The sequence below is a fragment of the Salipaludibacillus neizhouensis genome (assembly GCF_002886185.1).
Classification (GTDB): domain Bacteria; phylum Bacillota; class Bacilli; order Bacillales; family Salisediminibacteriaceae; genus Salipaludibacillus; species Salipaludibacillus neizhouensis.
The window spans coordinates 2638262-2660804 of the sequence record NZ_KZ614146.1 but is presented as its reverse complement, the minus strand read 5'-3'; the positions used below and the strand labels follow the sequence as shown (position 1 = coordinate 2660804).

Here is a 22543-nt window from a genome sequence, read left to right as displayed (position 1 = left end):
TCGGCTCACCCTAATTGGTGAAAGGAGGAGGATGAATGAAAAAGTTAATAACGTGTATTACAGCTGCTTCAATATTAATGGCAGGAACAGGGTGTGGAGATACCGAAGATGGAGCCCAAGGTGGTGAAGCCTATGGACTGCAAGGAAACAGAGTTGGAACAGGTTCCGGGGGTGCCGGTCATGGACAGGACCAAAGAGGTTTAGCTGGGACTAGAGAAAGATATGGTGCTGCTGGTCAGCAGGAGCAAGGTCAGTTAGGTGAAAGAGGTCATCAAGGTCAAGGTAGGCAAGGGGAACAGTACAATATAACTGAAGGTCAAACAGCTCGTAATGGTGGATTTTCCAGAGGAATTGTCGGAGATGACCGTCCAGGCATGGTAGATGACAATGGTTTACTGAATGGGCGTATGAGAGCAAATGACCAATCAAATGATTATCGTGGTTTAAATCAAGGAATAGGCCGACGTAACTATGGTGGAACCGGTGGTGTAACTGGCAGAACAGGTGCTGGAGGGGCTAGCCCGTATGGAGCGGACGGACCTGCAACCAGTGGTGGAGCCGGAGGAATGACCGGAGGAGCTGCTGGGGGATCAACCGGCGGAGTAGGAGCCGGTGGTGTCGATGGAGCTGGCGGGGCTGGAGCAGATGGAATGGATGCTGGTCGAGCTGGACGAAATGGTACTGGAGCCGGAGGTGCCATTGCCAACCGTACACCTAATAACCAGAATTATTATGCTACCGAAGAAGGCAGAACAGCTAGACAGATTGAAGAACGAGTAGATCAAATAGATGGAGTTCAAGATGCAGACGTTATTATCAGTGACGACGAAGTGGTTGTTGGTATTAGAGGGACAAATACCAATGGTAATAATGGAAACAAAGGAAACAAAGGAAACAAAGGAAACAAAGGAAACAAAGGAAACAAAGGTAATACGGAATCACAGGTTCGCTCGGCTGTAAGTGATATGGTTGAAGATAAACAAATTCACGTAGTAACGGACGAAGCGGGCGCACAAGAAATTCATCAAATGGAGGGTCGGTTAAGAGGTGGAGAAGCATTTGAAGAAGTTGGAGAAACTTTTAATGCAATGTTGGATGATTTAGGCAATGCTATTCAACGCCCCTTTGAACAGACTAGATAAAAGTTAAATTATATATGTAAAGGGTACTGAAAAAGATTAATTTTCAGTACCCTTTTTGATTTAAATTAGGGTTTATAGAAACATTAGGCTTGAAATCACTATGTACAAATCTTTGCCGCAGTAACGCCTTTATTCTCCCGCAACAGAACGTGTCATTTCCTCTGTCAGAACGCTCTGAAATAGCAACGTAGCTTATGAAGGAAGTTTTTTTAAAAGATGTTATTTTTAAACGGATTCATAGACCAAATTTATTCCATTTTTCTTAAAAAGGCAATTGTATTATGCTATAGTAAAAGCATCAAGTTAATGGAGGGAATTAATGTGGCAGGACATTCTAAATGGAGTAATATTAAGCATCGTAAGGGACGTCAAGACGCCAAAAAAGGGAAAATCTTCACTAAAATTTCAAAGGAGATTTTTCAAGCTGTACGAGACGGTGGAGAGGACGTTCAAACAAATGCAAATCTTAGTTTGGCATTAGATAAAGCAAGACAAGCAAATATGCCAAATGAAAATATAGACAGAACAATTAAAAAAGCTACGGGTAATCTTGAAGGAGTGACCTATGAGGAAATCATTTATGAAGGTTATGCCCCGCATGGTGTAGCGGTTTATGTTAAGGTACTGACTGATAACAAAAACAGGTCAGCAGCTGAAGTCAGGCTGGCATTTAATAAAAATAATGGAAACCTGGGAGAGACAGGTTGCGTCGCATTTATGTTTCAGCGAAAAGGCGTACTCATTCTTGAAAATATCGAAGGAATAGATGGGGAGTCAATTATGCTTGAGGCTATAGAAGCGGGAGCGGAAGATGTCGTTGTAAAAGATGAAATAGTCGAAATAACTACTAGCGCCGAGCTGTTAGATGCAGTAAAAAGCAAGTTGACACAAGCCCTTTCTTTGAAAGTTGAGGTTGCGGAAATTACCATGCTTCCAGATACTTATATACCTTTAGAGGAAGAGAATAGTGAAGAAGTTATAAATATGATAGAAGCACTTGAAGACAGTGATGACGTTCAAGAGGTATACCATAATCTTGAAATAATATCACAGTGATAAATATTTTAACCATTAATAATGGATATTATAGATATTAGTTTTGATTCCATCTTGAAATGGAATTAGCCTGCGTAATACCAAAAAGTTGCTCCGACGAGTTTCAAAAAAGGGATCAATAATGTCATTGATTTGAGAGTGTACGAAACGAAAAGAATGTATGAATGTTTTGTAACTTGTTACCGAAGGGGATTTCTTAATGGATATACTTATATCGCTTACTCCTGTATTAACAGTCATCGTATTTTTGATTATCATGCGTTTGCCGGCAGTTAAAGCAATGTCAATAAGTCTTGTCGCAACGGCGTTGGTAGCCTACATTTATTGGAAGGTTCCAATTGTTCAATTAACAGCTTCGGTATTTGAAGGTGTTATTATTGGTATTTCGATTTTATATATCGTATTCGGGGCAATATTATTGCTGAATACCTTAAAGCTGAGTGGCGCAATTGATACGATTCGTACCAGTTTTATGAGAATTAGTCCTGACAGACGTGTTCAATTAATTATCATTGCTTGGCTTTTTGGAGCTTTTATTGAAGGCGCGGCTGGGTTTGGAACACCCGCAGCAATTGGAGCACCGCTACTGGTAGCGCTAGGTTTCCCTCCTCTTGCTGCAGTAGTTCTAGCTTTAATTGCAGACAGTAGTCCAGTTTCTTTTGGAGCAGTAGGGACACCTATTATAGTTGGTGTGGATCAAGGGTTACAACAAGGGACAGGAATACTTCGGTAACAGCACCTTATATTAACGAAATTGGTATGGATCAATTTCTTCAAGACGTATCACTACAGGTGATGCAAATTGATATCTTTGTGGGTACTTTTATGCCTCTTTTGTTAGTAATGATTTTAACGAAAGTCTTTGGAGAAAATCGTTCGTTCAAAGAAGGACTGGAAATATGGAAATTCGCAATATTTTCAGGGCTTGCATTCACCGTTCCTGCTTTCTTAGGTCCAGAATTTCCAGCCATTTTTGGTGGTTTGTTCGGTCTTTTAATTGTAGTTCCAGCAGCAAAAAAGGGATCTCTTCTTCCAGAGAAGAAATGGGATTTTCCTGCTAAAAAGAACTGGGAATCTAATTGGATTGGAAGTTTATTGGAGGAAGATGTAATCCCCCGAAAAAAGTTACCTCTTATTTTAGCTTGGGTACCGTATATTACTGTAGGTGTAATACTTGTACTTACTCGTTTGGAGGTTCTTCCTTTTAAAAGCTTGCTGCAGAGTTTCACGCTAGGCTGGAGTAATATACTAGGAACAGAGATAAGTGCATCTTTAGAGCCATTATACTTACCTGGAGCTGTTTTTATTGTTGTTGTATTGATAACTTTCTTCGTTCATGGAATGAAAGCTTCTCAACTAGGACACGCAATGGGTGTCTCTAGTCGAGCGATCGTAGGAACTGCAGTAACATTATTTACAGCTGTTCCTATGGTTAGAATCTTCATAAATTCGGGAGTGAATGGAGCAGGTTTACTGAGTATGCCAATGGAACTTGCCAACGCAGCATCAGCAACACTGGGAAATAGCTGGCCATTTTTTTCGCCACTTATCGGTTCGCTAGGCAGTTTTATTTCTGGTAGTGCTACATTTAGCAATATGATGTTTACATTGTTTCAATTCAGTGTCGCAGATCAAATAGCAATCGATCCTACGTTGATTATTGCTCTTCAAATATTAGGTTCTAATGCAGGGAATATGATTTGTGTTTTAAATGTAGTAGCCGCAGCATCCGTAGTTGGTCTTCTTGGCAAAGAAGGAGAAATTATTCGCCTCACTTTCTACCCAATGCTGTATTATGTCTTTTTCTCTGGAGCCTTAGGACTAATTTACGCTTTTTTAATTGGGTAATATATGGTGTTTTCTAGTCGTGAATTGTCTAATTTTCTAGTATTTTTGATCGTTTTTATATAAGTACTGGAAGAAATTTAAAAGGTAGTCCTTCGCTTCTTCGATCTTTTCAAAAAATCAAAGGTTAAGAAAGCATTTTAAACAAAAGAGGCTACGCGTTTTTCTTAGTTGATTATAAGTTTAGATGTATTATTTGAATATGAGTAGTTAATGCTATGCATATATGTCGTAATTCTAAAACATGATTTAAAGTAGGGGGCGGCTAAATGCGAGCTTTAAAAGTTTCAAGAATAATCATGGTATTTCTTATGTTAAGTCTTCCTTTATTCTTTAGTTTTGGAGCGAATCTCTCTGTTATAGCAAAGGAATCTCTGACTTCCGGGGAACCTCATAACGTCGATGTTACGTTACAAAGAGTTTACTTAGACGGGGAAATGAGCGAAGAAAAATTGGAGGAAACCATTTGGTCAATGGAGGATTTTTGGTCCAGATACAGTGAATGGCAACTTGTAGATCAAAATCAGTCAGAAATCATTTTCAGACAAGATGTAGATGATATTTCTCCTTTATTAAAGATGCATGGCTATTTTGGCCTTGCTGAAGACGGAACATTAAGTATTTATCATGGAAAGCCAGATGGAAGTGATGTGATCCAATCATTCTTTCAAATAAACACAGAGAAATTAAAGAGTCAGCTTTATGAGTCTTTATTGGAAGGTATTCCAGTATCCTCCAAAGAGGACTATATTCAAGTACTTAAGAAATATGAAGAGTACTCTATGGAACTTTAATGCGGTAAAATGGAAAGCTGCCACGATTGTGGCGGCTTTTCTATGTTTCATCTCTAAGTTTTTTCAAGAGACTGTTATGCAGTTTAGTTTTTCTTTCAACTCCATCATCTTACCAACGTATAGATCGTTTTTCTGTGCTAAAATAGAAATATGTGTTCGTATAGATTAATTACAGTAAGCGAGTGGAGGAAGAACTTTGATAGAATGCTTAAAAGGGAAAATTATAAATATAGAACGGGAAGCAATTGTGATTGATGTGAGAGATGTTGGATACTTAGTTTATTGTGGAAATCCTTACCGTTATGAAGAATCGATAAATGAAACCGTAACGGTGTATACATATCAACACGTGCGTGAAGACGCGATTCGACTTTACGGTTTTTTTCACCGGGAAGAAAGAAGGTTATTCGAAAAGCTTCTCTCGGTTTCAGGGATAGGTCCAAAAGGGGCATTGGCAATAGTTGCGGCGGAACAGCCACAATTAGTTGTGGAAGCGATTGAAAATGAAGAGGAAGCGTTTCTGATTAAATTCCCCGGCGTAGGTAAAAAAACAGCGCGTCAAATCATTTTGGACTTAAAAGGGAAGCTAGAAGAACTGATGCCAACCTTGACGCTTGATTTGACACAACCGCATTCAGAGCATTCGGTACCGAAGCAGCGATCAGGTAATCAAGAGCTGGAAGAAGCGATGGAAGCATTGAAAGCACTTGGTTATGTAGACCGGGAAATTAAAAAAGTTTACCCACAGTTAGCCAGTGAGACGATGTCCACTGATCAGTATATCAAGTTAGCTTTAAAAGAAATGTTGAAGCGATAATAATCTTTTAAATAAGATAATATATCGGGGGAAGATAAAATGGAAGAACGTATTGTCAGTGGAGAGTCACAAGGTCATGAGGATTCTGAAGAGCATAGTTTAAGACCTCAGACTCTTTCTCAATATATTGGTCAAAAGACAGTAAAAGAAAATTTGACCGTGTTTATTGAAGCGGCTAAAATGAGACAGGAATGTCTGGACCACGTACTGTTATATGGACCTCCAGGCTTAGGTAAAACTACTTTATCCATGATTATTGCGAATGAAATGGGCGTGAATCTCCGAACAACTTCCGGACCAGCAATTGAAAGGCCAGGGGATCTCGCGGCGGTCTTAACGTCACTGGAGCCAGGGGATGTATTATTTATAGATGAAATTCACAGATTAAATCGTTCCGTGGAAGAAGTGCTTTATCCAGCTATGGAAGACTACTTTCTCGATATTGTTATCGGGAAAGGACCATCTGCAAGATCGGTGAGAGTTGATCTGCCGCCGTTTACACTAGTTGGTGCTACGACTAGAGCCGGGATGCTTTCAGCCCCATTAAGAGATAGATTTGGAGTAGTAAGCCGTCTAGAGTATTACACGCATGATGAGTTACAAGAAATTGTTGAGCGAACAGCGGTCGTGATGGATGTCACGTTGGAAACATCTGCGGCTGAGGAAGTTTCCAGACGTTCAAGAGGTACACCAAGGATAGCAAACAGAATATTAAGAAGAATTCGTGATTTTGCCCAAGTACGAGGTGATGGTACAATAAATCAAGAAATTACATCTACTGCCTTACAATTACTTCAAGTAGACGATTTAGGATTGGATCACATTGATCATAAATTATTGCTGAATATTATTGAAAAATTTCGAGGCGGTCCGGTTGGGATTGATACGATTGCGGCTACAATAGGGGAAGAGTCTCATACCATTGAAGATGTCTATGAACCTTATTTAATGCAAATTGGTTTTTTACAAAGAACTCCAAGGGGGAGAATGGTTACCCCGCTTGTTTATGAACATCTTAATATAGAGGTGCCGAAAACATGAGTCAACTACCAAAAATGCTTATTTCATTAGGGATCATTCTTATTATCGTAGGAATCATTTGGCAGCTGGGAGGAAAATATTTATCTCTGGGAAAACTACCTGGAGATATTATTATTCGAGGAAAAAACTCCACGTTTTATTTTCCTATTGTAACATCTATTGTTATCAGCATAGTTGCCTCTTTGATTCTATATGTTATTGGAAGGCTTCGTTAACAGAGAAAGGAACGAACTATACAAATGGATTTATCACAATTTGATTATAACTTACCGGAAGAATTAATTGCTCAAACACCTCTAAAAAACAGAGAGGCATCTAAACTTCTAGTGTTGGATAAAAATACTGGAATTTGTGAACATCATCATTTTTATGACCTTCTATCTTTTTTAAAGCAAGGGGACACGCTTGTTTTAAATAATACGAAGGTTATTCCTGCGCGGTTATTTGGAATTAAAGATGAAACAGGTGCAAAAATAGAGCTTTTGTTATTAAAAGAAAAAGAGGATCATATTTGGGAAGCGTTAGTTAAACCAGCTAAAAGAGTTAAAGTGGGAACTGTCATTGATTTTGGGGAAGGATTACTAACAGGTCGATGTATGGAAGAACTTCCTGAAGGCAGAAGAATGATTCAATTTGAGTTTAAAGGAATTTTTCACGAAATACTGGACCAGTTAGGAGAAATGCCTCTTCCTCCGTATATTCAGGAACAACTTGAGGAAAAAGACCGGTACCAAACAGTTTATGCAGAGCATAAAGGTTCAGCTGCGGCTCCAACAGCTGGTCTTCATTTCACTAAAAATATGCTGGAGAATTTGCAAGAGGCTGGGATAAAAATTGCTTATATAACTCTTCACGTTGGATTAGGTACATTTAGACCAGTTTCTGTCGATAATATTGATGACCATCAAATGCACTCAGAGTTCTATCAAATGAACGAAGAATCAGCCAATATTTTAAATGAATCTAAAAAGAACAAAGAAAGAATTTTTGCAATAGGAACCACTTCTGCACGTACTTTAGAAACAATTACTCGAGATCATCATGGGGAATTTAAAGCTTCTTCAGGTTGGACGGATATTTTTATTTATCCAGGGTTTAATTTTCAAGCAATCGATGGGTTGTTGACGAATTTTCATTTACCTAAATCAACGTTAGTGATGCTTGTAAGTGCATTGGCCGGACGGGAACGAATTCTTCATGCTTATGAAGAAGCAATAAAAAATAACTATCGCTTTTTTAGTTTTGGAGATGCGATGTTAATCTGTTAGTGATAATAGTGAGATTAAAAAGATTGAAAGAAGGAAGATAGACATGCCAGCTATAACATATGAACATATAAAGACATGTAAACAATCAGGCGCAAGACTTGGGATCGTACACACTCCTCATGGATCTTTTGAGACACCGGTATTTATGCCTGTAGGTACTTTGGGTACCGTAAAAACAATGAGTCCTGAGGATTTAAAAAGCATGAATACGAATATTATTCTTAGTAACACCTATCATTTATGGCTGCGTCCTGGGGAAGATATTGTGAAAGAAGCTGGAGGCTTGCATAAATTTATGAATTGGGACAGACCGATTCTAACAGACTCAGGTGGATTCCAGGTATTTAGTTTAAGTGAGCTCCGAAATATAAAGGAAGAGGGGGTGGAATTCCGCAACCATTTAAGTGGAGAAAAGTTATTCTTAACTCCTGAAAAATCAATGGAAATACAAAATGCTCTAGGCCCGGATATTATGATGGCCTTTGACGAGTGTCCACCTTATCCGGCAGAATATAAGTATATGAACGACTCTGTTGAACGAACAAGTCGATGGGCAGAGCGTTGTCTTGAAGCACATGCCCGACCGAATGAGCAAGGATTATTCGGGATTGTTCAAGGGGGAGAGTACGAGGATTTAAGACGTAAAAGTGCCGAGGATCTTGTATCACTTGATTTTCCTGGATATGCGATTGGTGGATTATCAGTGGGAGAACCGAAAGATGTGATGAAGCAAGTTCTAGAGTTTACTACACCGTTCTTACCTGAAGATAAGCCGCGGTACTTGATGGGAGTGGGGTCCGCCGATTCACTTATTGATGGTGCAATAAGAGGTATTGATATGTTTGATTGCGTGTTACCAACAAGAATAGCGAGAAACGGAACTTTAATGACTAGTAAAGGTCGACTAGTCGTGCGTAACGCTCAATATGCTAGAGATTTCAGACCACTAGATGAAAATTGTGATTGTCACGTATGTCAAAATTATACAAGAGCTTATATTCGTCACCTTGTTAAGTGCAAGGAGTCTTTTGGATTCAGACTTACCTCTTATCATAATTTATATTTCCTGTCTCAATTGATGGAAAATGTTAGACAAGCAATTAGAGAAGATCGCTTACTTGATTTCAGAGAAGAATTTTTCGAAGCTTACGGTTTCAATAAACCGAACGCAAAGAATTTTTAAAAAAGTGTTGTTTTAAAGAAACCATTAAAAAGGAAGATTAAATAGTTAAATAAAAAAAATTAGGGTAATTATACTCTTTTAATTGATTTTCAGTGGTATCTTTGTCTACAATAGTACGGGAGCGATATTTAGGACATTTGATGAAAAGAACATATATAACATGCTTTTTTCTTGAAATGGTAAAATAGTAATCGTGTTAATTATCGAAAGGGGTGAAATGAATGGATATGTTTGGTGCTTTAATTCCACTAATTCTAATGTTTGCGATTTTTTACTTCTTATTAATTCGTCCGCAACAAAAGCGACAAAAGAAAGTAAAAGAGATGCACAGTTCTCTTCAAAAAGGGGATAAAATCATTACAATTGGCGGCTTACATGGAACAATTGATGCAATTGATGATGCTAGAATCGTCCTTAATGTTGATGGAACGCATAAATTAACTTTTGATCGTCAGTCTATCAGAGAAGTTATTAATCAAGATTAATACAAAAAAATCGTCTTCCTAAAAAAGGGAGACGATTTTTTAATACGTATTTTAAGAGCCTGTTCTATCCTTCGAACAGAAGAGCTCGAATCCCCTCTAGGCGGACAACGACTTCAGCCACAAGTAGCAAGGAGATCACCTTGCCACTTATAAAAGGTGGTGGCAGAAGACATCGTTACATTTAATAATAGACGCTATGCGTTTTTCTTAGTAATTAGCACTTAAGCTTTTCTAATCAGCAAAAGAATTTCCTCTGACATTTACACCCATTATGCCTCCTAAAATAGCGACGATGAAGTATCCTAAATGCATGAGTAGTTGTTGACTATCAAATCCTTGATTCATACTTAAGTACTGAGTCAGAAAAACTAAAGTAGTGTAAAATAGAGCAGTTAATGCTCCGGCAAACCATCCTTTTTGACCAGATTTCCCTCCGGATATAAACCCACCGATAAAAAGGGCCAGAAACGAAAAACCAATGAGTATCCATAAGAATGTCTCTTCCGTAACATTTGTGTATTTGAGAACTAAAGAGCTCATGAAGCTTGCAACAATCACGAGAATGAAAATAGTTAATACCCCATAAAGGATACTGCTAATAAAACGATGTGAAAACATGTATTTCCCTCCTTCTCCCGCTTTTATAAAAGTCTATTCATAAATATTAAAAATAGACGAGCTTTTTAAAGAATCCGAGAGATCATTGTTTTTGGTTATTATAGTGACATGTTTGTCCATCTTTATTCATAGAATGCAATGTATGAGTGGAGCGTGGGGAGGGCTGGGTAAAAAATGGAATGGCTTCTAGCACTTGCTATTTTTGTTGTAAGCTATGTTTTCATCATTTCTGAAAAACTTAATCGTGCTCTCGTTGCATGTTTTGGTGGTATATTAATGCTATTTTCGGGAGTACTGGATTTGAACAGTGTTTTCTTGCAGCATATTGATTGGCATACAATCGTGTTACTTTTATCTATGATGATACTTGTTTCTATAACTAGTAAAAGTGGTTTGTTTGAATTTACAGCCATCACACTGGCAAAAATGGTGGGGGGTAGACCAATCCCGCTTTTAATTGTCATCTCAACTCTGACGGCTGTTGGATCTGCACTATTAAATAATGTGACTACTGTTTTGCTAATCGTCCCAATTGTTCTCACTTTGACTAGTTTGTTAAAGGTGACAGCAATTCCTTATTTATTATCAACGATACTTGCGTCGAACATAGGAGGGACTGCCACATTAATAGGAGATCCGCCAAATTTAATGATTGGTCAAGCAGTGGCACATTTAAATTTTAATGCATTCTTGGTTCATTTGGGACCCGTTGTGCTTGTAATTTATATTGTTGTCATTACCGGGGTGTCATTTCTGTATAAAAACCAACTTGTGGTAGGAGAGTTGGAGAGAAAGAATCTCATGAGCATCAATCCAAAAAAATATTTAACGAGAAAATCATTATTATTTAAATCGGTTACGGTATTACTCTTAACCACACTTGGGTTTATTGTACAGCCGTTTTTATATGTTGAACTAACGAGTATTTCCATGGCTGGTGCTATTCTTTTAATGTTGTTAACGAATGATGATGAAGGAACAGAAGAAATTTTTCAAAAAATTGAGTGGGTTACTATTTTCTTTTTCATCGGTTTATTTATGCTTGTAGGAGGTTTGAAGGAAGTAGGCATTATTGATGAGATTGCACGAGGAATCATCTATTATACAGAAGGGGATGTGCCTCAAACCTCTTTATTAATTTTATGGACTTCCGGAATTCTTTCAGGATTTGTTGACAATATTCCGTTTGTAGCAGCAATGATACCGGTTATTTTAGAATTTGAGGAATATGGCATGACTAATTTAGATCCTTTATGGTGGGCACTGGCTTTAGGAGCGTGTCTTGGTGGGAATGGAACGCTCATAGGAGCAAGTTCCAATGTTATTGTTGCAGGATTAGCAATAAAAGCAAAACAGCCATTCACTTATATGGACTTTTTGAAAGTAGGACTTCCAACGGCTCTTATATCTTTTGTAATTTCTACAATCTATTTGTATTATCGGTATTTGGTAGACTTCATGTGATATAAGTATATACGTAACCAAAATGTTATCCTCGGAAAAGCATGTTTAGACTCTTTTTGGTCACACTAAAAAGAGTCTATTTATATCTTGCGGGAGGATATCATGAATGGAAATGGAGCTCCTTATTATAATATTACGCACGGTAGTTATTTACGTAGTTATACTGATTGTTTTCCGGCTGATGGGGAAAAGAGAAATCGGTCAATTATCAATTGTAGACTTCGTCATATCTTTAATGATAGCTGAACTAGCTGTAATGACAATAGAAAATACACGTGTACCTATCAGTCATCAACTTGTACCAATGTTTCTTCTGATGACAATCCAAATATCTCTTGCCTACATTTCATTGAAAAGCCAGGGACTCAGGAAGCTCATAGATGGGAAACCATCTGTGATTATACGGCAGGGGAAAATTGATGAAAAAGTAATGAGGAGTCAACGATACAACTTCGACGATTTAATGCTTCAGTTAAGACAAAAAGATATTGAATATATATCGGATGTAGAATTTGCGTTATTAGAGCCATCAGGAGACCTCAGTGTGATACGGAAAGACCTTAATAGACCTGAGGGGTCTGAGCCTCCGTTTCTTCCACTACCGTTGATCCAGGATGGTAAAATTCAGAAGGAACATCTAAAAGAAATTGGTAAAAAAGAGGAGTGGTTGGTGGAAGAGATGAAAAAACTCGGCCATGACCAGATTGGGCAAATATCCTTTTGTTCAATTAACAGAGATCGTTCGTTTTTTGTTGACTTGAAAGTAAAGAACTGAAGTCTCTTATAAAGAGCTATCGAAAAGTTGATTCTAACTTTTCGATAGCTCTTTTTTTGTTTTCGAAATCCTAATTAATTAAAAGGTAAAATCAGCAAATTCGAGCATCTTATTCCGAGTAAAGAAATTTTTAGAAAACAGCCGATTTTTATGATTAAATCCACCTGTTTAAAAAAGGAATCCTTTTTAATTCCTCTCGATAAATAAGGTTCATCCCTAATACAAGAATCGCGTAGCTTAACCCTGTTACCACAATACTTATAGCCGTTTTAAGAAGTAAATCAGATCCAGTTAAAATCGATGTATATAAAAGATAACCAATGATTCCACTAATAATCATCGCTAGAATAACTTTCGCGAGTTCTCTTATGTTTAAAGTAAATCCAATCTCTTTCACTAAAGTGGCGAAGTGTAAAAGAGTGACCAAAATAAATCCAATAACAATAGCTAACGCAGCACCCATAATCCCAAGCTCTGGTCTGGAAGCGAGGACGAAAACAGCTGCTATTTTTACTCCTGCACCAATTATACTGTTCATCATTGCTGCTTTTGCAAGGTTCAAAGCTTGCAGTGTCGCTTGAAGAGGACCTTGAAAATATAAAAAGAGGCTAAATGGAGCCATGATCTTTAAATAGCTTGCAACCGTTGGAGCTTCATAGATCAGTTCCATAAGCGGATCCGCATAAACATAGAGGACAACGACTGCTGCTCCACCTGAAATCACTGCGAAACGGAGAGCTTGACTAAGGCGGTAATGAATAAGTGCATAATTTTTTACAATAGCGGCCTCGCTTATAGCAGGAACGAGAGACACAGAAAGCGAATAAGTGATAAACGTAGGTAATAGAAGCATCGGAATTGCGTACCCGGCAAGCTCACCGTATTGTGTAGTTGCAAGAATGGTAGTTACACCGGCTATTGCAAGACTTTGCGCAACGACAATTGGTTCAAAGAAGAAAGAGATGGAACCAACAAGTTTGCTGCCGGTTGTAGGTAACGCAATAGCCATTAAATCACCAAAGGTATCTTTTCCATCTTTTACATGAGAAAAAAATTGTTTACGAAAGCGAAACGTTTTTCTTTTTTTGAACACAGTTATCATGAAAACAATCGAAGCAAGTTCACCTATCACACTCGATATCATTGCTCCAGCAGCAGCGAATTCTATTCCAAAAGGTAACAACATGGACGTAAATGTTGCAACGAAAGCAATACGGACAACCTGTTCTATGACTTGGGAATAAGCAGTAGGTTTCATATTTTGCAGACCTTGAAAATACCCTCTAATAACAGATGATAGTGCAACGATAGGCACGACAGGAGAAATTGCGATTAATGGGTAATATGCTCTTTCGTCTGTAAGAAGATAGGTAGATATCATTGGCGCAAAAATGATCATACATGCAGTGAAAATCAAACTGAGAATCCCTGTTACGGTAAGGGAAATTACCAAGATTCTTTTGATACGTGGACGATCACCTTCAGCATCTGCCTCAGCAACTAACTTTGAAATTGCTACGGGAAGCCCTAATTGTGTTAGTGTAATGACTAGTAATAAGGTGGGAACAGCCATCATATAAAGACCTACACCTTCTGGTCCCATAATTCTGGCAACAACTATTTTGTTAATGAAACCAAGGAAACGAGTGATTAACCCGGCGATGATTAATATCACAGCACCTTTTAAGAAAGTTTGTTTACTCATATTCACCCCTACTTTCTTCGAAAAATCCTAGATTTTTCCGCTAAAGATGTATATGCTGAAAAGGTGGCCAAGCATGACAAGCTTTGGGTATATATTTTAAATAAATTTATAATTTGTATGAGATGAAGTATATAAAGGGCGGGTGTTAAAGGTTGGACTGGAAAAATATCTATCGTGGTATTATGATGGGGATCAGTGATTTGATTCCTGGTGTTAGTGGAGGGACAATTGCAGTTTTATTAGGGATTTATAGTGAGTTTATTGCTGCGATAAACGGATTCTTCAGTAAAGATTGGCGAAAGCAACTTCCGTTTCTCATTCCATTAGGGATAGGTATCGTTGTTGCACTACTAGGTTTTAGTCAGATTATAAATTGGTTGATGGAGAATCATTTTCAGCCTACGCAATTCTTTTTCTTAGGACTTGTCTTGGGGATTGTTCCGATGTTAGTGAGAATGGCAGAAATAAAAACGAGTTTTACGATATGGCACTATTTGGTTTTAATATTTGCCACTGTTTTAGTAACACTGTTCGGTTTCATCGTGCCCGAAGAAGGGGCAGTCATTCTAGATCTCACATTTGAAAATGGCATCAGATTTTTTCTTGCTGGTTGGTTGGCAAGTATGGCCATGCTCATGCCGGGGATTAGTGGATCTCTTGTATTATTGCTGTTTGGTGTTTATTTCACAGCTACGTCAGCGTTGTCTATATCGTCGCCTAATATTCCAGTTATTATCATCATTGGTTCTGGTGTTGTTGTTGGATTTATTATTTGCAGTAAATTTATAAAACACATATTACTTCACTATCCATATATGACGTATGCTGCAATTATTGGACTTGTATTGGGTTCAGTTACTGTAGTTTATCCAGGTTTGGAAAATGATGTAGGTGTTATCATCCCATGTATCATCACTTTTTTAATAGGGTCATCAATTGCACTTTTCTTAGGTTCTAAACAAACAACGCTAAGGTAAAGACGATATATACTGGGAGGATAACAATTATGACAAAAGAGCAATGGGGATATTGGAAACTTAAACTTGAGCCGGTGATAGAGAGTAAGGCCGAGGAATGGCATATACTAGGTTATGACCGAGTCACAGAAAAAGAGGTCTGGGAATGTTTTTTAACAAAGTTAGAAAAAAATAAAGAACGCCCAGAGCCTGTTCGTTCGCACTGGATGGTAGCTGAACTGTTTCATTTAAAGGCAAATGATTATATGACTTGGTTAACAATAGAAGCTTATAAAGGTCCAGAGTGGTTTGAAAATGAAGAACCAATTGATTTCAGCCTGAAGTCATTTCATGCTGAAGATATTTAAGTGATTTCAGCTGGATTCAGATTACGGAGATGTTGAGAACAATATCTCCGTAATTGACATGTGTTTTTTAATCTCGCTATAATAGTAATATTAGTTTAAGATCGTTGTATTTTTTTACATAGATATATCGACCCTGATGAATTTTAGGGTCGCATCGTCATGTTCGCTTAAGAAGGAGGATCATTTTTATGGTGAAAAGAAGAAAAGGTGTCAAAAAAAGTTTGATCGCTGTTTTTTTTGCGATTGTTATTGGATTTGGCGCTCTTATTGCATGGAATGCCTTGGATCAAGCAGAAGATATTAGCCTAGGTCTGGATCTTCAAGGTGGATTTGAAGTTTTATATGAAGTGACCCCGGTAAATGGAGAAGATACGGAAATTAACCGAGAGCTCTTAAGCGATACGGTAAGTGCCTTAAATGCTCGTATTGATGTATTAGGTGTTTCTGAACCTAGCATAACGATTGAAGGAGACGACAGAGTTCGCGTACAACTAGCAGGTATTGAGGATCAAGCATCTGCCAGAGAGCTTTTATCTACACAAGCAAGGCTATCATTTCGTGATATAAATGACGAATTAATGATGGACGGATCGGATTTAGTGGAAGGTGGAGCCCGTCAGAATTTCACTGCTGATACGAATGAGCCTGTTGTGCAAGTAACCGTTGAAGATGCAAATAAGTTCAGGGAAATTACTCAAGATATAAGCAATCGTCCTTTGGGAGAAAATCTTTTAGTCATTTGGCTTGATTACGAAGAAGGCGATTCCTATGCAACGGAGAGTATGAAACCTGAAGAAGAATCTAAAATTATATCTGCACCAAGAGTTAGGAAGACAATTCCATCCCGCGATGTAGAAATTTCAGGGAATTTCACTGTTCAATCGGCGAATGAACTGGCAGGAATTTTAAATGCGGGGGCATTACCAGTTGAATTGGAGGAAATTGACTCGACTTCTGTTGGTGCATCACTTGGTGAACGCGCGATGGAGCAAGCAATAAATGCAGGAATAGTTGGTATTGCCTTGATTTTCGCTTACATGCTGTTTTACTATCGCTTTATGGGTGGTATCGCAGTATTAACGTTAACCGCATATATTTATGTTGTTTTAGTTATATTTAATTGGTTAAATGCAGTTCTGACACTGCCTGGAATTGCAGCCTTAATTTTAGGAGTCGGAATGGCTGTTGATGCCAACATTATTACGTATGAACGTATTAAGGAAGAACTGCGCTCAGGAAAGTCGGCGATCAGCGCATTCAAAGCAGGTAGCCGAAGATCGTTATCCACTATTTTAGATGCTAATATTACAACAATTATAGCTGCTAGTGTGATGTATGTTTATGGGACAAGTGCTGTTCAAGGATTTGCGGTTATGCTTATCGTAAGTATTCTTACGAGCTTCTTAACAGCAGTTTTTGGATCCAGACTGCTATTAGGCCTTTGGGTGAACAGTCGGATATTAAACAAGAAGCCGCGCCTGTTCGGTGTGAAGGAGCGTGATATCAATGAACTTTGAACACGAAGAATCTAAACTTGATTTTGTTAAGCATCGTAAAAAGTTTTTCCTGATTTCCGGTATATTTCTTTTAGGAGGCATCATCCTTCTTGCAACATTAGGTTTGAATTTAGGGATCGATTTTAGAGCTGGGACAACCATGGATGTTTTAGCGAATGAGACAATTACTACAGAAGAAATTCAATCACACTTTGAAGATGCTGGATACGAACCAGAGGACATTCGATTGGCTGGTGAAGATAGTACTACTGCACGAGCAAAATTTGTAGGTGGCTTAACCCAAAAAGAAACATTGGAGCTGCAAGGTTTCTTTGAAGACATTTACGGCAATACGCCGTCAGTTAGTACTGTGACACCGATGGTTGGAGAGGAATTAGCTAGAAATGCGATTATTTCTGTGCTAATAGCTTCGGTAGGGATTATTTTATATATCACCGTTCGTTTTCAGTTTTTGTATGGTCTTTCTGCCATCATTGCTTTGTTCCATGATGCGTTATTTATTTTGGTGGTATTCAGTATGACTCAGATGGAGGTCAATATTCCTTTTATTGCTGCTGTCCTCACGATAGTGGGGTATTCGATTAACGATACCATTGTTACATTTGACCGGATTCGTGAAAATATGAGTCTTGAAAAACGAGTGAAGGACTTTGATGATCTGGCGAGGATTGTAAATAAGAGTCTTATCCAAACATTAGCTCGTTCGATTAACACCGTACTTACAGTGGTTTTTGCAGCCGCAGCATTATTTGTACTTGGTGGAGAAGGATTGAGAACCTTTTCTTTTGCACTGGTAGTAGGTTTGGTTGCGGGAACGTACTCATCACTCTTTATTGCTGCCCAGGTTTGGTTAGTGTTGAAATCTAAACAATTGAAAAAGCAGAAACAGAAAAAAATGGAGTTGGAACCTGAGGGGTGAGTTTAGCCAGAAAAAGGATGTGTTTAGAGGTCCAATGGATCTCAGGCACATCCTTTTCGTTCAGTTTTATAGCTGAAAAAACCATTATACTTAATAAAATATTTATTCGTTTTCGTAAAAGCCATGCTAAATATAAGTCTATTAAAGAGTTTGTTCAAAAAGGTAGGTTTTTACCTTTGTGAATATCCTCTTAAAGTAAAATCGGGAAATATTTTACCTCTTATTTGGCAATGAAGTATAAAACAAGTATGATAAAACCAATCATGTAATATATATGACAGAGTATATAGGATGTGTTAGCCATGAATGAAGATTATCAGGAAGAAAGATATAAAAAAGTCCGATTTGGTGCATTGGTAGGAATTTTTGCTAATATCGTGTTAGCATTACTAAAGGGAATTATTGGTGTTTTTGCGGATAGTCGGGCTTTAATTGCGGATGCTGTGCATTCGGCTTCGGATGTAGCTGGATCTGTCGCAGTCCTAATAGGCATTCGTGCGGCAAAACTCCCTCCTGATCGCGACCACCCTTATGGACATGGAAAAGCAGAAACGGTCACGGCCATCATTGTAGCAGTTTTGCTTTTCATAGTTGGGCTTGAAATTGCCATTGGTGCAATTCGTTCTTTTTTTGAACCAATACTTGTTCCAAGCATAATTGCTGTTTATACTGTGGTATTTTCCATAGTCGTTAAAGAGGCAATGTTTCGTTATAAGATAAAATTGGGTAGAAAATATAAGAGTGATGCTTTAATTACAGATGCTTGGCATCACCGATCTGACGCTATTTCCTCTGTGGCGGCTTTAATTGGAATAGGTGCTGCTATTTTGGGGGGAAGTTTGGATATTGAATGGCTAGTTTACGCAGATCCTGTAGCCGGTATATTTGTTTCTTTACTCATTATTAAAATGGGATGGAAACTTGGCAGCGAGGCCATTCATAATACATTAGACCACGTTCTTCATGATGAAGACACACAAGAAATGTTCGAAAAAGCTAGTGCCGTGAAAGGTGTTTTTTTAGTACATGAATTACTGGCAAGGGAGCATGGACATTACGTCATTGTCGATATTAAAATAGCTGTTGACCCTGAGATTACTGTAGAAGAAGGCCATTCAATTGGTAAAGAAGTAAAGGGAGAGCTTATGGAAGATGGATATGTTCAAGACGTAAGAGTCCATGTAAACCCATATTCTAAAGAGGGGAGTGAGTAAACATGAAAGGTCAATGGGGATTGATTACAAGTATTATTTTTATTTTAATTATATCAATTTTTGCCGTTTTAAATGTGGATCCAGTTCAAGTTAACTTTGGTTTTCTTGGTCAGGCTGAGTGGCCACTTGTCATTGTCATTATTGCCTCTGTCTTAATGGGCGGATTAATCGTTGGTTCTGTAGGAATTTTCAAGATGTATAGACTCCAATCAGAAATAAAGCGTCTTAAAAATCAAGCAAAGACTTCATCTGATTCACTTGAGGCGAAAAATAACGAGGTTTCTGAAGAATCTGATGACCAAACAATCCCATCACGCAGCAAGTCAAAAAAATAAGAGCAAAAGTAGTACCTTTTTCCAATAGTAGCGGGATAATTTCTTGAGTATTTTTCTGGAGTAAGGTGCTATTTTATTTCACAGGATTCTATTTTTCTTACAAGTATTTATAAAATTATCGGTTTTTTAGAGATTGTTTTTTTGAACAAAGGAGCTCGAATCCGCTCTAGGCGGACGCTTTCCGCGGGCAATTCTTCAGTCTCCTCGGGAAAGTTCGTCCCTGCGGGGTCTTCAGCGATTGCTTTTCCCGCAGGAGTCGCCGCCTTCGCTACTTCAGTTATTTTTTCGAAAAAGAAAAGTCAACGTAGAAAGACTTTCTACATAGTTGGTGTTTATCTGCTTTTTCAAGCCCAGAAACAATAACTATTACATAAACTGCCTTTATGAAAAATTGTTGTTTGGAAGAATCCGCGAGACTCCTGTGGAAGAATGATCCAAGCGAGACCCCGCAGAGCGTTCGTTTGCTCGAGGAGGCTCGCGGATCATCCACGGAAAGCGAGCGGTAATTCTTCCAAACAACCTTTAGTGTTAATAAAGCGACAAAATAGAAAAAAGAAAAAAAGTTTATTAAAGACCGCAATGTAGTTTTTCTTATATTGCCCCCTCTTCTGACCTTATGTATAATGAGTGGGTCAGGGGAGGTTTTTTTTATGCTTCATTCAAAGGCTAATTGGAAAATTAAAGATATTGATGAACAGCAGGTAGCTCAGTTTTCTGAACAAATAGGGTTATCTATGATTGCAACAAGATTTTTGGTGCAACGAGGAATGACTACAAAAGATGAAGTTGATGCTTTTTTACATATGAATAACGAGGCAATTCACGATCCATATTTACTGAAAGATATGAAAAAAGCGATTGATAGAATTCGTCAGGCTATAGATTCTCAAGAAAGAATTCTTGTTTTTGGTGATTATGATGCGGATGGTGTGACGAGTACATCTCTTATGTATATGACACTAATACAACTAGGAGCAAATGTTGGTTTTTATGTACCTAATCGTTTTACAGAAGGATACGGACCAAACGAACAGGCTTTTAGACATGCTGCCGAAGAAGAAGTGACCTTAATCATTACCGTTGATACTGGGATTTCTGCCGTACATGAAGCGGAAGTGGCAAAAGAGTTAAATATTGATCTGATTATTACCGATCACCATGAACCGCCACCTGTTATTCCTGATGGGTTTGCAGTTGTGAATCCGAAGCGATCTGACTGTAGTTATCCGAATGAAAATTTGGCGGGAGTTGGTGTCGCGTTTAAAGTGGCTCATGCTCTTTTAGAAAGAATTCCCGAGGAGTATTTCGACTTAGTAGCTATAGGCACTATTGCAGATTTAGTCGCTTTAAAGGGAGAAAATAGATATTTAGCTATGAAAGGCATTCACTCTTTATCATCCTCGCTTAGACCCGGATTGAAGGCTTTATTAGAAAGAGCTGGTGCTAACCCTCAGGAGATGAGTGAAGAACAAGTAGGATTTATAATTGGACCTCGATTAAATGCAGCTGGAAGATTGGATTCTGCAGATCCCGCTATACAATTACTAATTTCCGAGGATCCTATGGAAGCCGAAGAATTAGCAGAAATGATTGATGACTTAAATAAAGAACGTCAGCAAATAGTGAAAGAAATCGCGTTGGAAGCGGAACAGCAAGTAGAAGCATATGAAGATGGTGTTCCACCGGTAATTATTGTTGGACAAGCAGGCTGGAACGCTGGTGTTATTGGTATTGTTGCTAGCAGATTAGTAGAAAAGTATTATCGGCCGACTATTGTACTGAGCTACGATGAAGAAAAAGGATTGGCCAAAGGATCAGCTAGAAGTATCGAAGGTTTTGATATGTTCCAATCTCTTTCTCAATGTCGCGATTGGTTACCTCACTTCGGTGGCCATCCTATGGCTGCTGGTCTTACAATGCAAATGGAAGATATCGATAGGTTAAAAACTAAATTAAGCCAAATTGCTTTAGATACAGTAGCTGATTCAGATTGGCAGAAAAGTATTTCGGTAGATCTTCCGATTTCACTAAAAGAAGTATCTGTTAATGCAATTTATGATCTCCAGCAGATGGCACCTTTTGGGATTGGAAATCCTGCACCTAAAGTAATGTTAAGCGATGTTCATATGAGTATGATTAAGAAAATCGGGGCAAGCGAGGACCATTTGAAAGTGACTTTTCAAGATGAAGATCAGAAAACTCTATTAGATGGAATAGGATTCAGGATGGGAGCATTACACGATTCAATATCCCCTTTATCCAAAATCTCCACTGTGGGTAAACTATCAATCAACGAATGGAATGGTTCGATTAAGCCTCAATTTATGATTGAGGATGTTAAAATTACTGAATGGCAAATGTTTGATTTTCGAGGGGATAAACGAGTTTGGCAAAATAAAAATCTTTTTGGTTTGGAAGAATGCACGGTGGTGATGTTTCAAGAGGAAACGTTGAAATATGAAAAAAATATCCCTGATAACTGGAAAGTGGTCCAATTGACGGCAGCTGATCCGGAAACAACGGAATTATCAAGAGCTAAAAATATTCTATTATTAGACCTTCCTTCTACTTTAAACCAAATGAAACAATGTCTAAACGGGTTGGAATCTCTTGAAAACCTGTATACATTATTTATTCATGAAGGAAATCACTTTTTTGAGACCATCCCTTCAAGAGAGCAATTTAAATGGCTTTATGCGTTCTTAATGAAACGTAAACAGTTTGACCTGAAAAAGAACGGACAAGAACTCGCCAAATATAAAGGTTGGAACGAAAAAGCTGTGAAGTTTATGTGTCAGGTGTTTTTTGAGTTAGAATTTGTTAAAATAAGCAATGGTATAGTAGAGGTCGAAGCGGAGCCTAAGAAAAAGGATTTAACGGAATCATTTACTTATCAAAAGTATTTAGAACAAAGTGATATAGAAAATGAACTATACTACTCCTCATACAGAGCTTTGAAACAATGGATCGATCGTACATTGGCGGATAAACACTTAGCCTCTGTTTAATATATCGAATGATCGCTATAAACACATGTGAAT

The 22543-nt window shown here is 38.1% G+C and carries 22 protein-coding genes; 20 read left to right on the top strand and 2 right to left on the bottom strand.

What is annotated here, in order from left to right; all coding sequences use genetic code 11:
* Positions 1–35: 35 nt before the first annotated feature.
* From CEF18_RS12630 to yajC, 11 genes are all read left to right on the top strand, one after another.
* Entirely contained in the window at positions 36–1142 is a 1107-nt protein-coding gene (locus CEF18_RS12630; protein ID WP_110936809.1) for a YhcN/YlaJ family sporulation lipoprotein, read from the top strand.
* Between the two features lie 321 nt (positions 1143–1463).
* Complete coding sequence (locus CEF18_RS12625) at positions 1464–2198, top strand: YebC/PmpR family DNA-binding transcriptional regulator (RefSeq protein ID WP_110937684.1); 735 nt, start codon at positions 1464–1466, stop codon at positions 2196–2198.
* Positions 2199–2397: 199 nt separating this feature from the next.
* Entirely contained in the window at positions 2398–2931 is a 534-nt protein-coding gene (locus tag CEF18_RS26855) for an L-lactate permease (protein WP_259457878.1), read from the top strand.
* Positions 2932–2957: 26 nt separating this feature from the next.
* Entirely contained in the window at positions 2958–4046 is a 1089-nt protein-coding gene (locus CEF18_RS12620) for an L-lactate permease (protein WP_259457879.1), read from the top strand.
* Between the two features lie 266 nt (positions 4047–4312).
* Entirely contained in the window at positions 4313–4837 is a 525-nt protein-coding gene (locus CEF18_RS12615; protein ID WP_110936808.1) for an intercompartmental signaling factor BofC, read from the top strand.
* Positions 4838–5033: 196 nt separating this feature from the next.
* Positions 5034–5654, top strand: a complete 621-nt coding sequence (gene ruvA / locus CEF18_RS12610; protein WP_110936807.1) for a Holliday junction branch migration protein RuvA — start codon at positions 5034–5036, stop codon at positions 5652–5654.
* Positions 5655–5693: 39 nt separating this feature from the next.
* Entirely contained in the window at positions 5694–6695 is a 1002-nt protein-coding gene (gene ruvB / locus CEF18_RS12605) for a Holliday junction branch migration DNA helicase RuvB (protein WP_110936806.1), read from the top strand.
* Positions 6692–6910: a DUF2905 domain-containing protein gene (locus CEF18_RS12600; protein ID WP_110936805.1), complete on the top strand. Its 219-nt coding sequence runs from the start codon at positions 6692–6694 to the stop codon at positions 6908–6910. Before ruvB ends, CEF18_RS12600 begins: the two co-directional genes overlap by 4 nt.
* Before the next feature lie 24 nt (positions 6911–6934).
* On the top strand, positions 6935–7963 hold the full coding sequence (gene queA / locus CEF18_RS12595; RefSeq protein ID WP_110936804.1) for a tRNA preQ1(34) S-adenosylmethionine ribosyltransferase-isomerase QueA: 1029 nt from the start codon (positions 6935–6937) through the stop codon (positions 7961–7963).
* 43 nt (positions 7964–8006) lie between these two features.
* Positions 8007–9146: a tRNA guanosine(34) transglycosylase Tgt gene (gene tgt / locus CEF18_RS12590; RefSeq protein ID WP_110936803.1), complete on the top strand. Its 1140-nt coding sequence runs from the start codon at positions 8007–8009 to the stop codon at positions 9144–9146.
* Positions 9147–9367: 221 nt separating this feature from the next.
* Positions 9368–9631, top strand: coding sequence for a preprotein translocase subunit YajC (yajC, locus tag CEF18_RS12585; protein ID WP_110936802.1), 264 nt, complete (start codon positions 9368–9370; stop codon positions 9629–9631).
* A 231-nt stretch (positions 9632–9862) separates the two neighbouring features.
* Here yajC and CEF18_RS12580 read toward each other — a convergent pair whose 3' ends face one another.
* A complete protein-coding gene (locus CEF18_RS12580; protein WP_110936801.1) occupies positions 9863–10249 on the bottom strand; it encodes a TIGR04086 family membrane protein in 387 nt (128 codons plus the stop codon).
* A gap of 174 nt (positions 10250–10423) precedes the next feature.
* Between CEF18_RS12580 and CEF18_RS12575 the strand changes: the two genes are divergently transcribed.
* Both CEF18_RS12575 and CEF18_RS12570 read left to right on the top strand, forming a co-directional pair.
* The gene (locus CEF18_RS12575; RefSeq protein ID WP_110936800.1) at positions 10424–11713 is read left to right on the top strand and encodes an ArsB/NhaD family transporter; all 1290 of its coding nucleotides are present in this window, start codon (positions 10424–10426) and stop codon (positions 11711–11713) included.
* A 112-nt stretch (positions 11714–11825) separates the two neighbouring features.
* The gene (locus CEF18_RS12570) at positions 11826–12488 is read left to right on the top strand and encodes a DUF421 domain-containing protein (protein ID WP_407690417.1); all 663 of its coding nucleotides are present in this window, start codon (positions 11826–11828) and stop codon (positions 12486–12488) included.
* 154 nt (positions 12489–12642) lie between these two features.
* Here CEF18_RS12570 and spoVB read toward each other — a convergent pair whose 3' ends face one another.
* The gene (spoVB, locus tag CEF18_RS12565; protein WP_110936798.1) at positions 12643–14193 is read right to left on the bottom strand and encodes a stage V sporulation protein B; all 1551 of its coding nucleotides are present in this window, start codon (positions 14191–14193) and stop codon (positions 12643–12645) included.
* A gap of 152 nt (positions 14194–14345) precedes the next feature.
* On the opposite strand from spoVB, the gene CEF18_RS12560 reads away from it, so the two are divergent.
* From CEF18_RS12560 to recJ, 7 genes are all read left to right on the top strand, one after another.
* A complete protein-coding gene (locus CEF18_RS12560) occupies positions 14346–15170 on the top strand; it encodes a DUF368 domain-containing protein (RefSeq protein WP_110936797.1) in 825 nt (274 codons plus the stop codon).
* Between the two features lie 29 nt (positions 15171–15199).
* Positions 15200–15517 carry a post-transcriptional regulator gene (locus CEF18_RS12555; protein WP_110936796.1) on the top strand — a complete coding sequence of 106 codons (318 nt, stop codon included), beginning with the start codon at positions 15200–15202 and terminating at the stop codon, positions 15515–15517.
* 188 nt (positions 15518–15705) lie between these two features.
* Complete coding sequence (secD, locus tag CEF18_RS12550) at positions 15706–17034, top strand: protein translocase subunit SecD (RefSeq protein WP_110936795.1); 1329 nt, start codon at positions 15706–15708, stop codon at positions 17032–17034.
* Positions 17024–17953 (top strand): protein translocase subunit SecF, encoded by a 930-nt coding sequence (gene secF, locus CEF18_RS12545; RefSeq protein ID WP_110936794.1) that lies wholly within the window; start codon positions 17024–17026, stop codon positions 17951–17953. Before secD ends, secF begins: the two co-directional genes overlap by 11 nt.
* Before the next feature lie 302 nt (positions 17954–18255).
* The gene (locus tag CEF18_RS12540; RefSeq protein ID WP_110936793.1) at positions 18256–19167 is read left to right on the top strand and encodes a cation diffusion facilitator family transporter; all 912 of its coding nucleotides are present in this window, start codon (positions 18256–18258) and stop codon (positions 19165–19167) included.
* Positions 19168–19169: 2 nt separating this feature from the next.
* A complete protein-coding gene (locus CEF18_RS12535; RefSeq protein WP_110936792.1) occupies positions 19170–19502 on the top strand; it encodes a LapA family protein in 333 nt (110 codons plus the stop codon).
* A gap of 650 nt (positions 19503–20152) precedes the next feature.
* Entirely contained in the window at positions 20153–22510 is a 2358-nt protein-coding gene (gene recJ / locus CEF18_RS12530) for a single-stranded-DNA-specific exonuclease RecJ (protein ID WP_110936791.1), read from the top strand.
* Positions 22511–22543 lie beyond the last annotated feature (33 nt).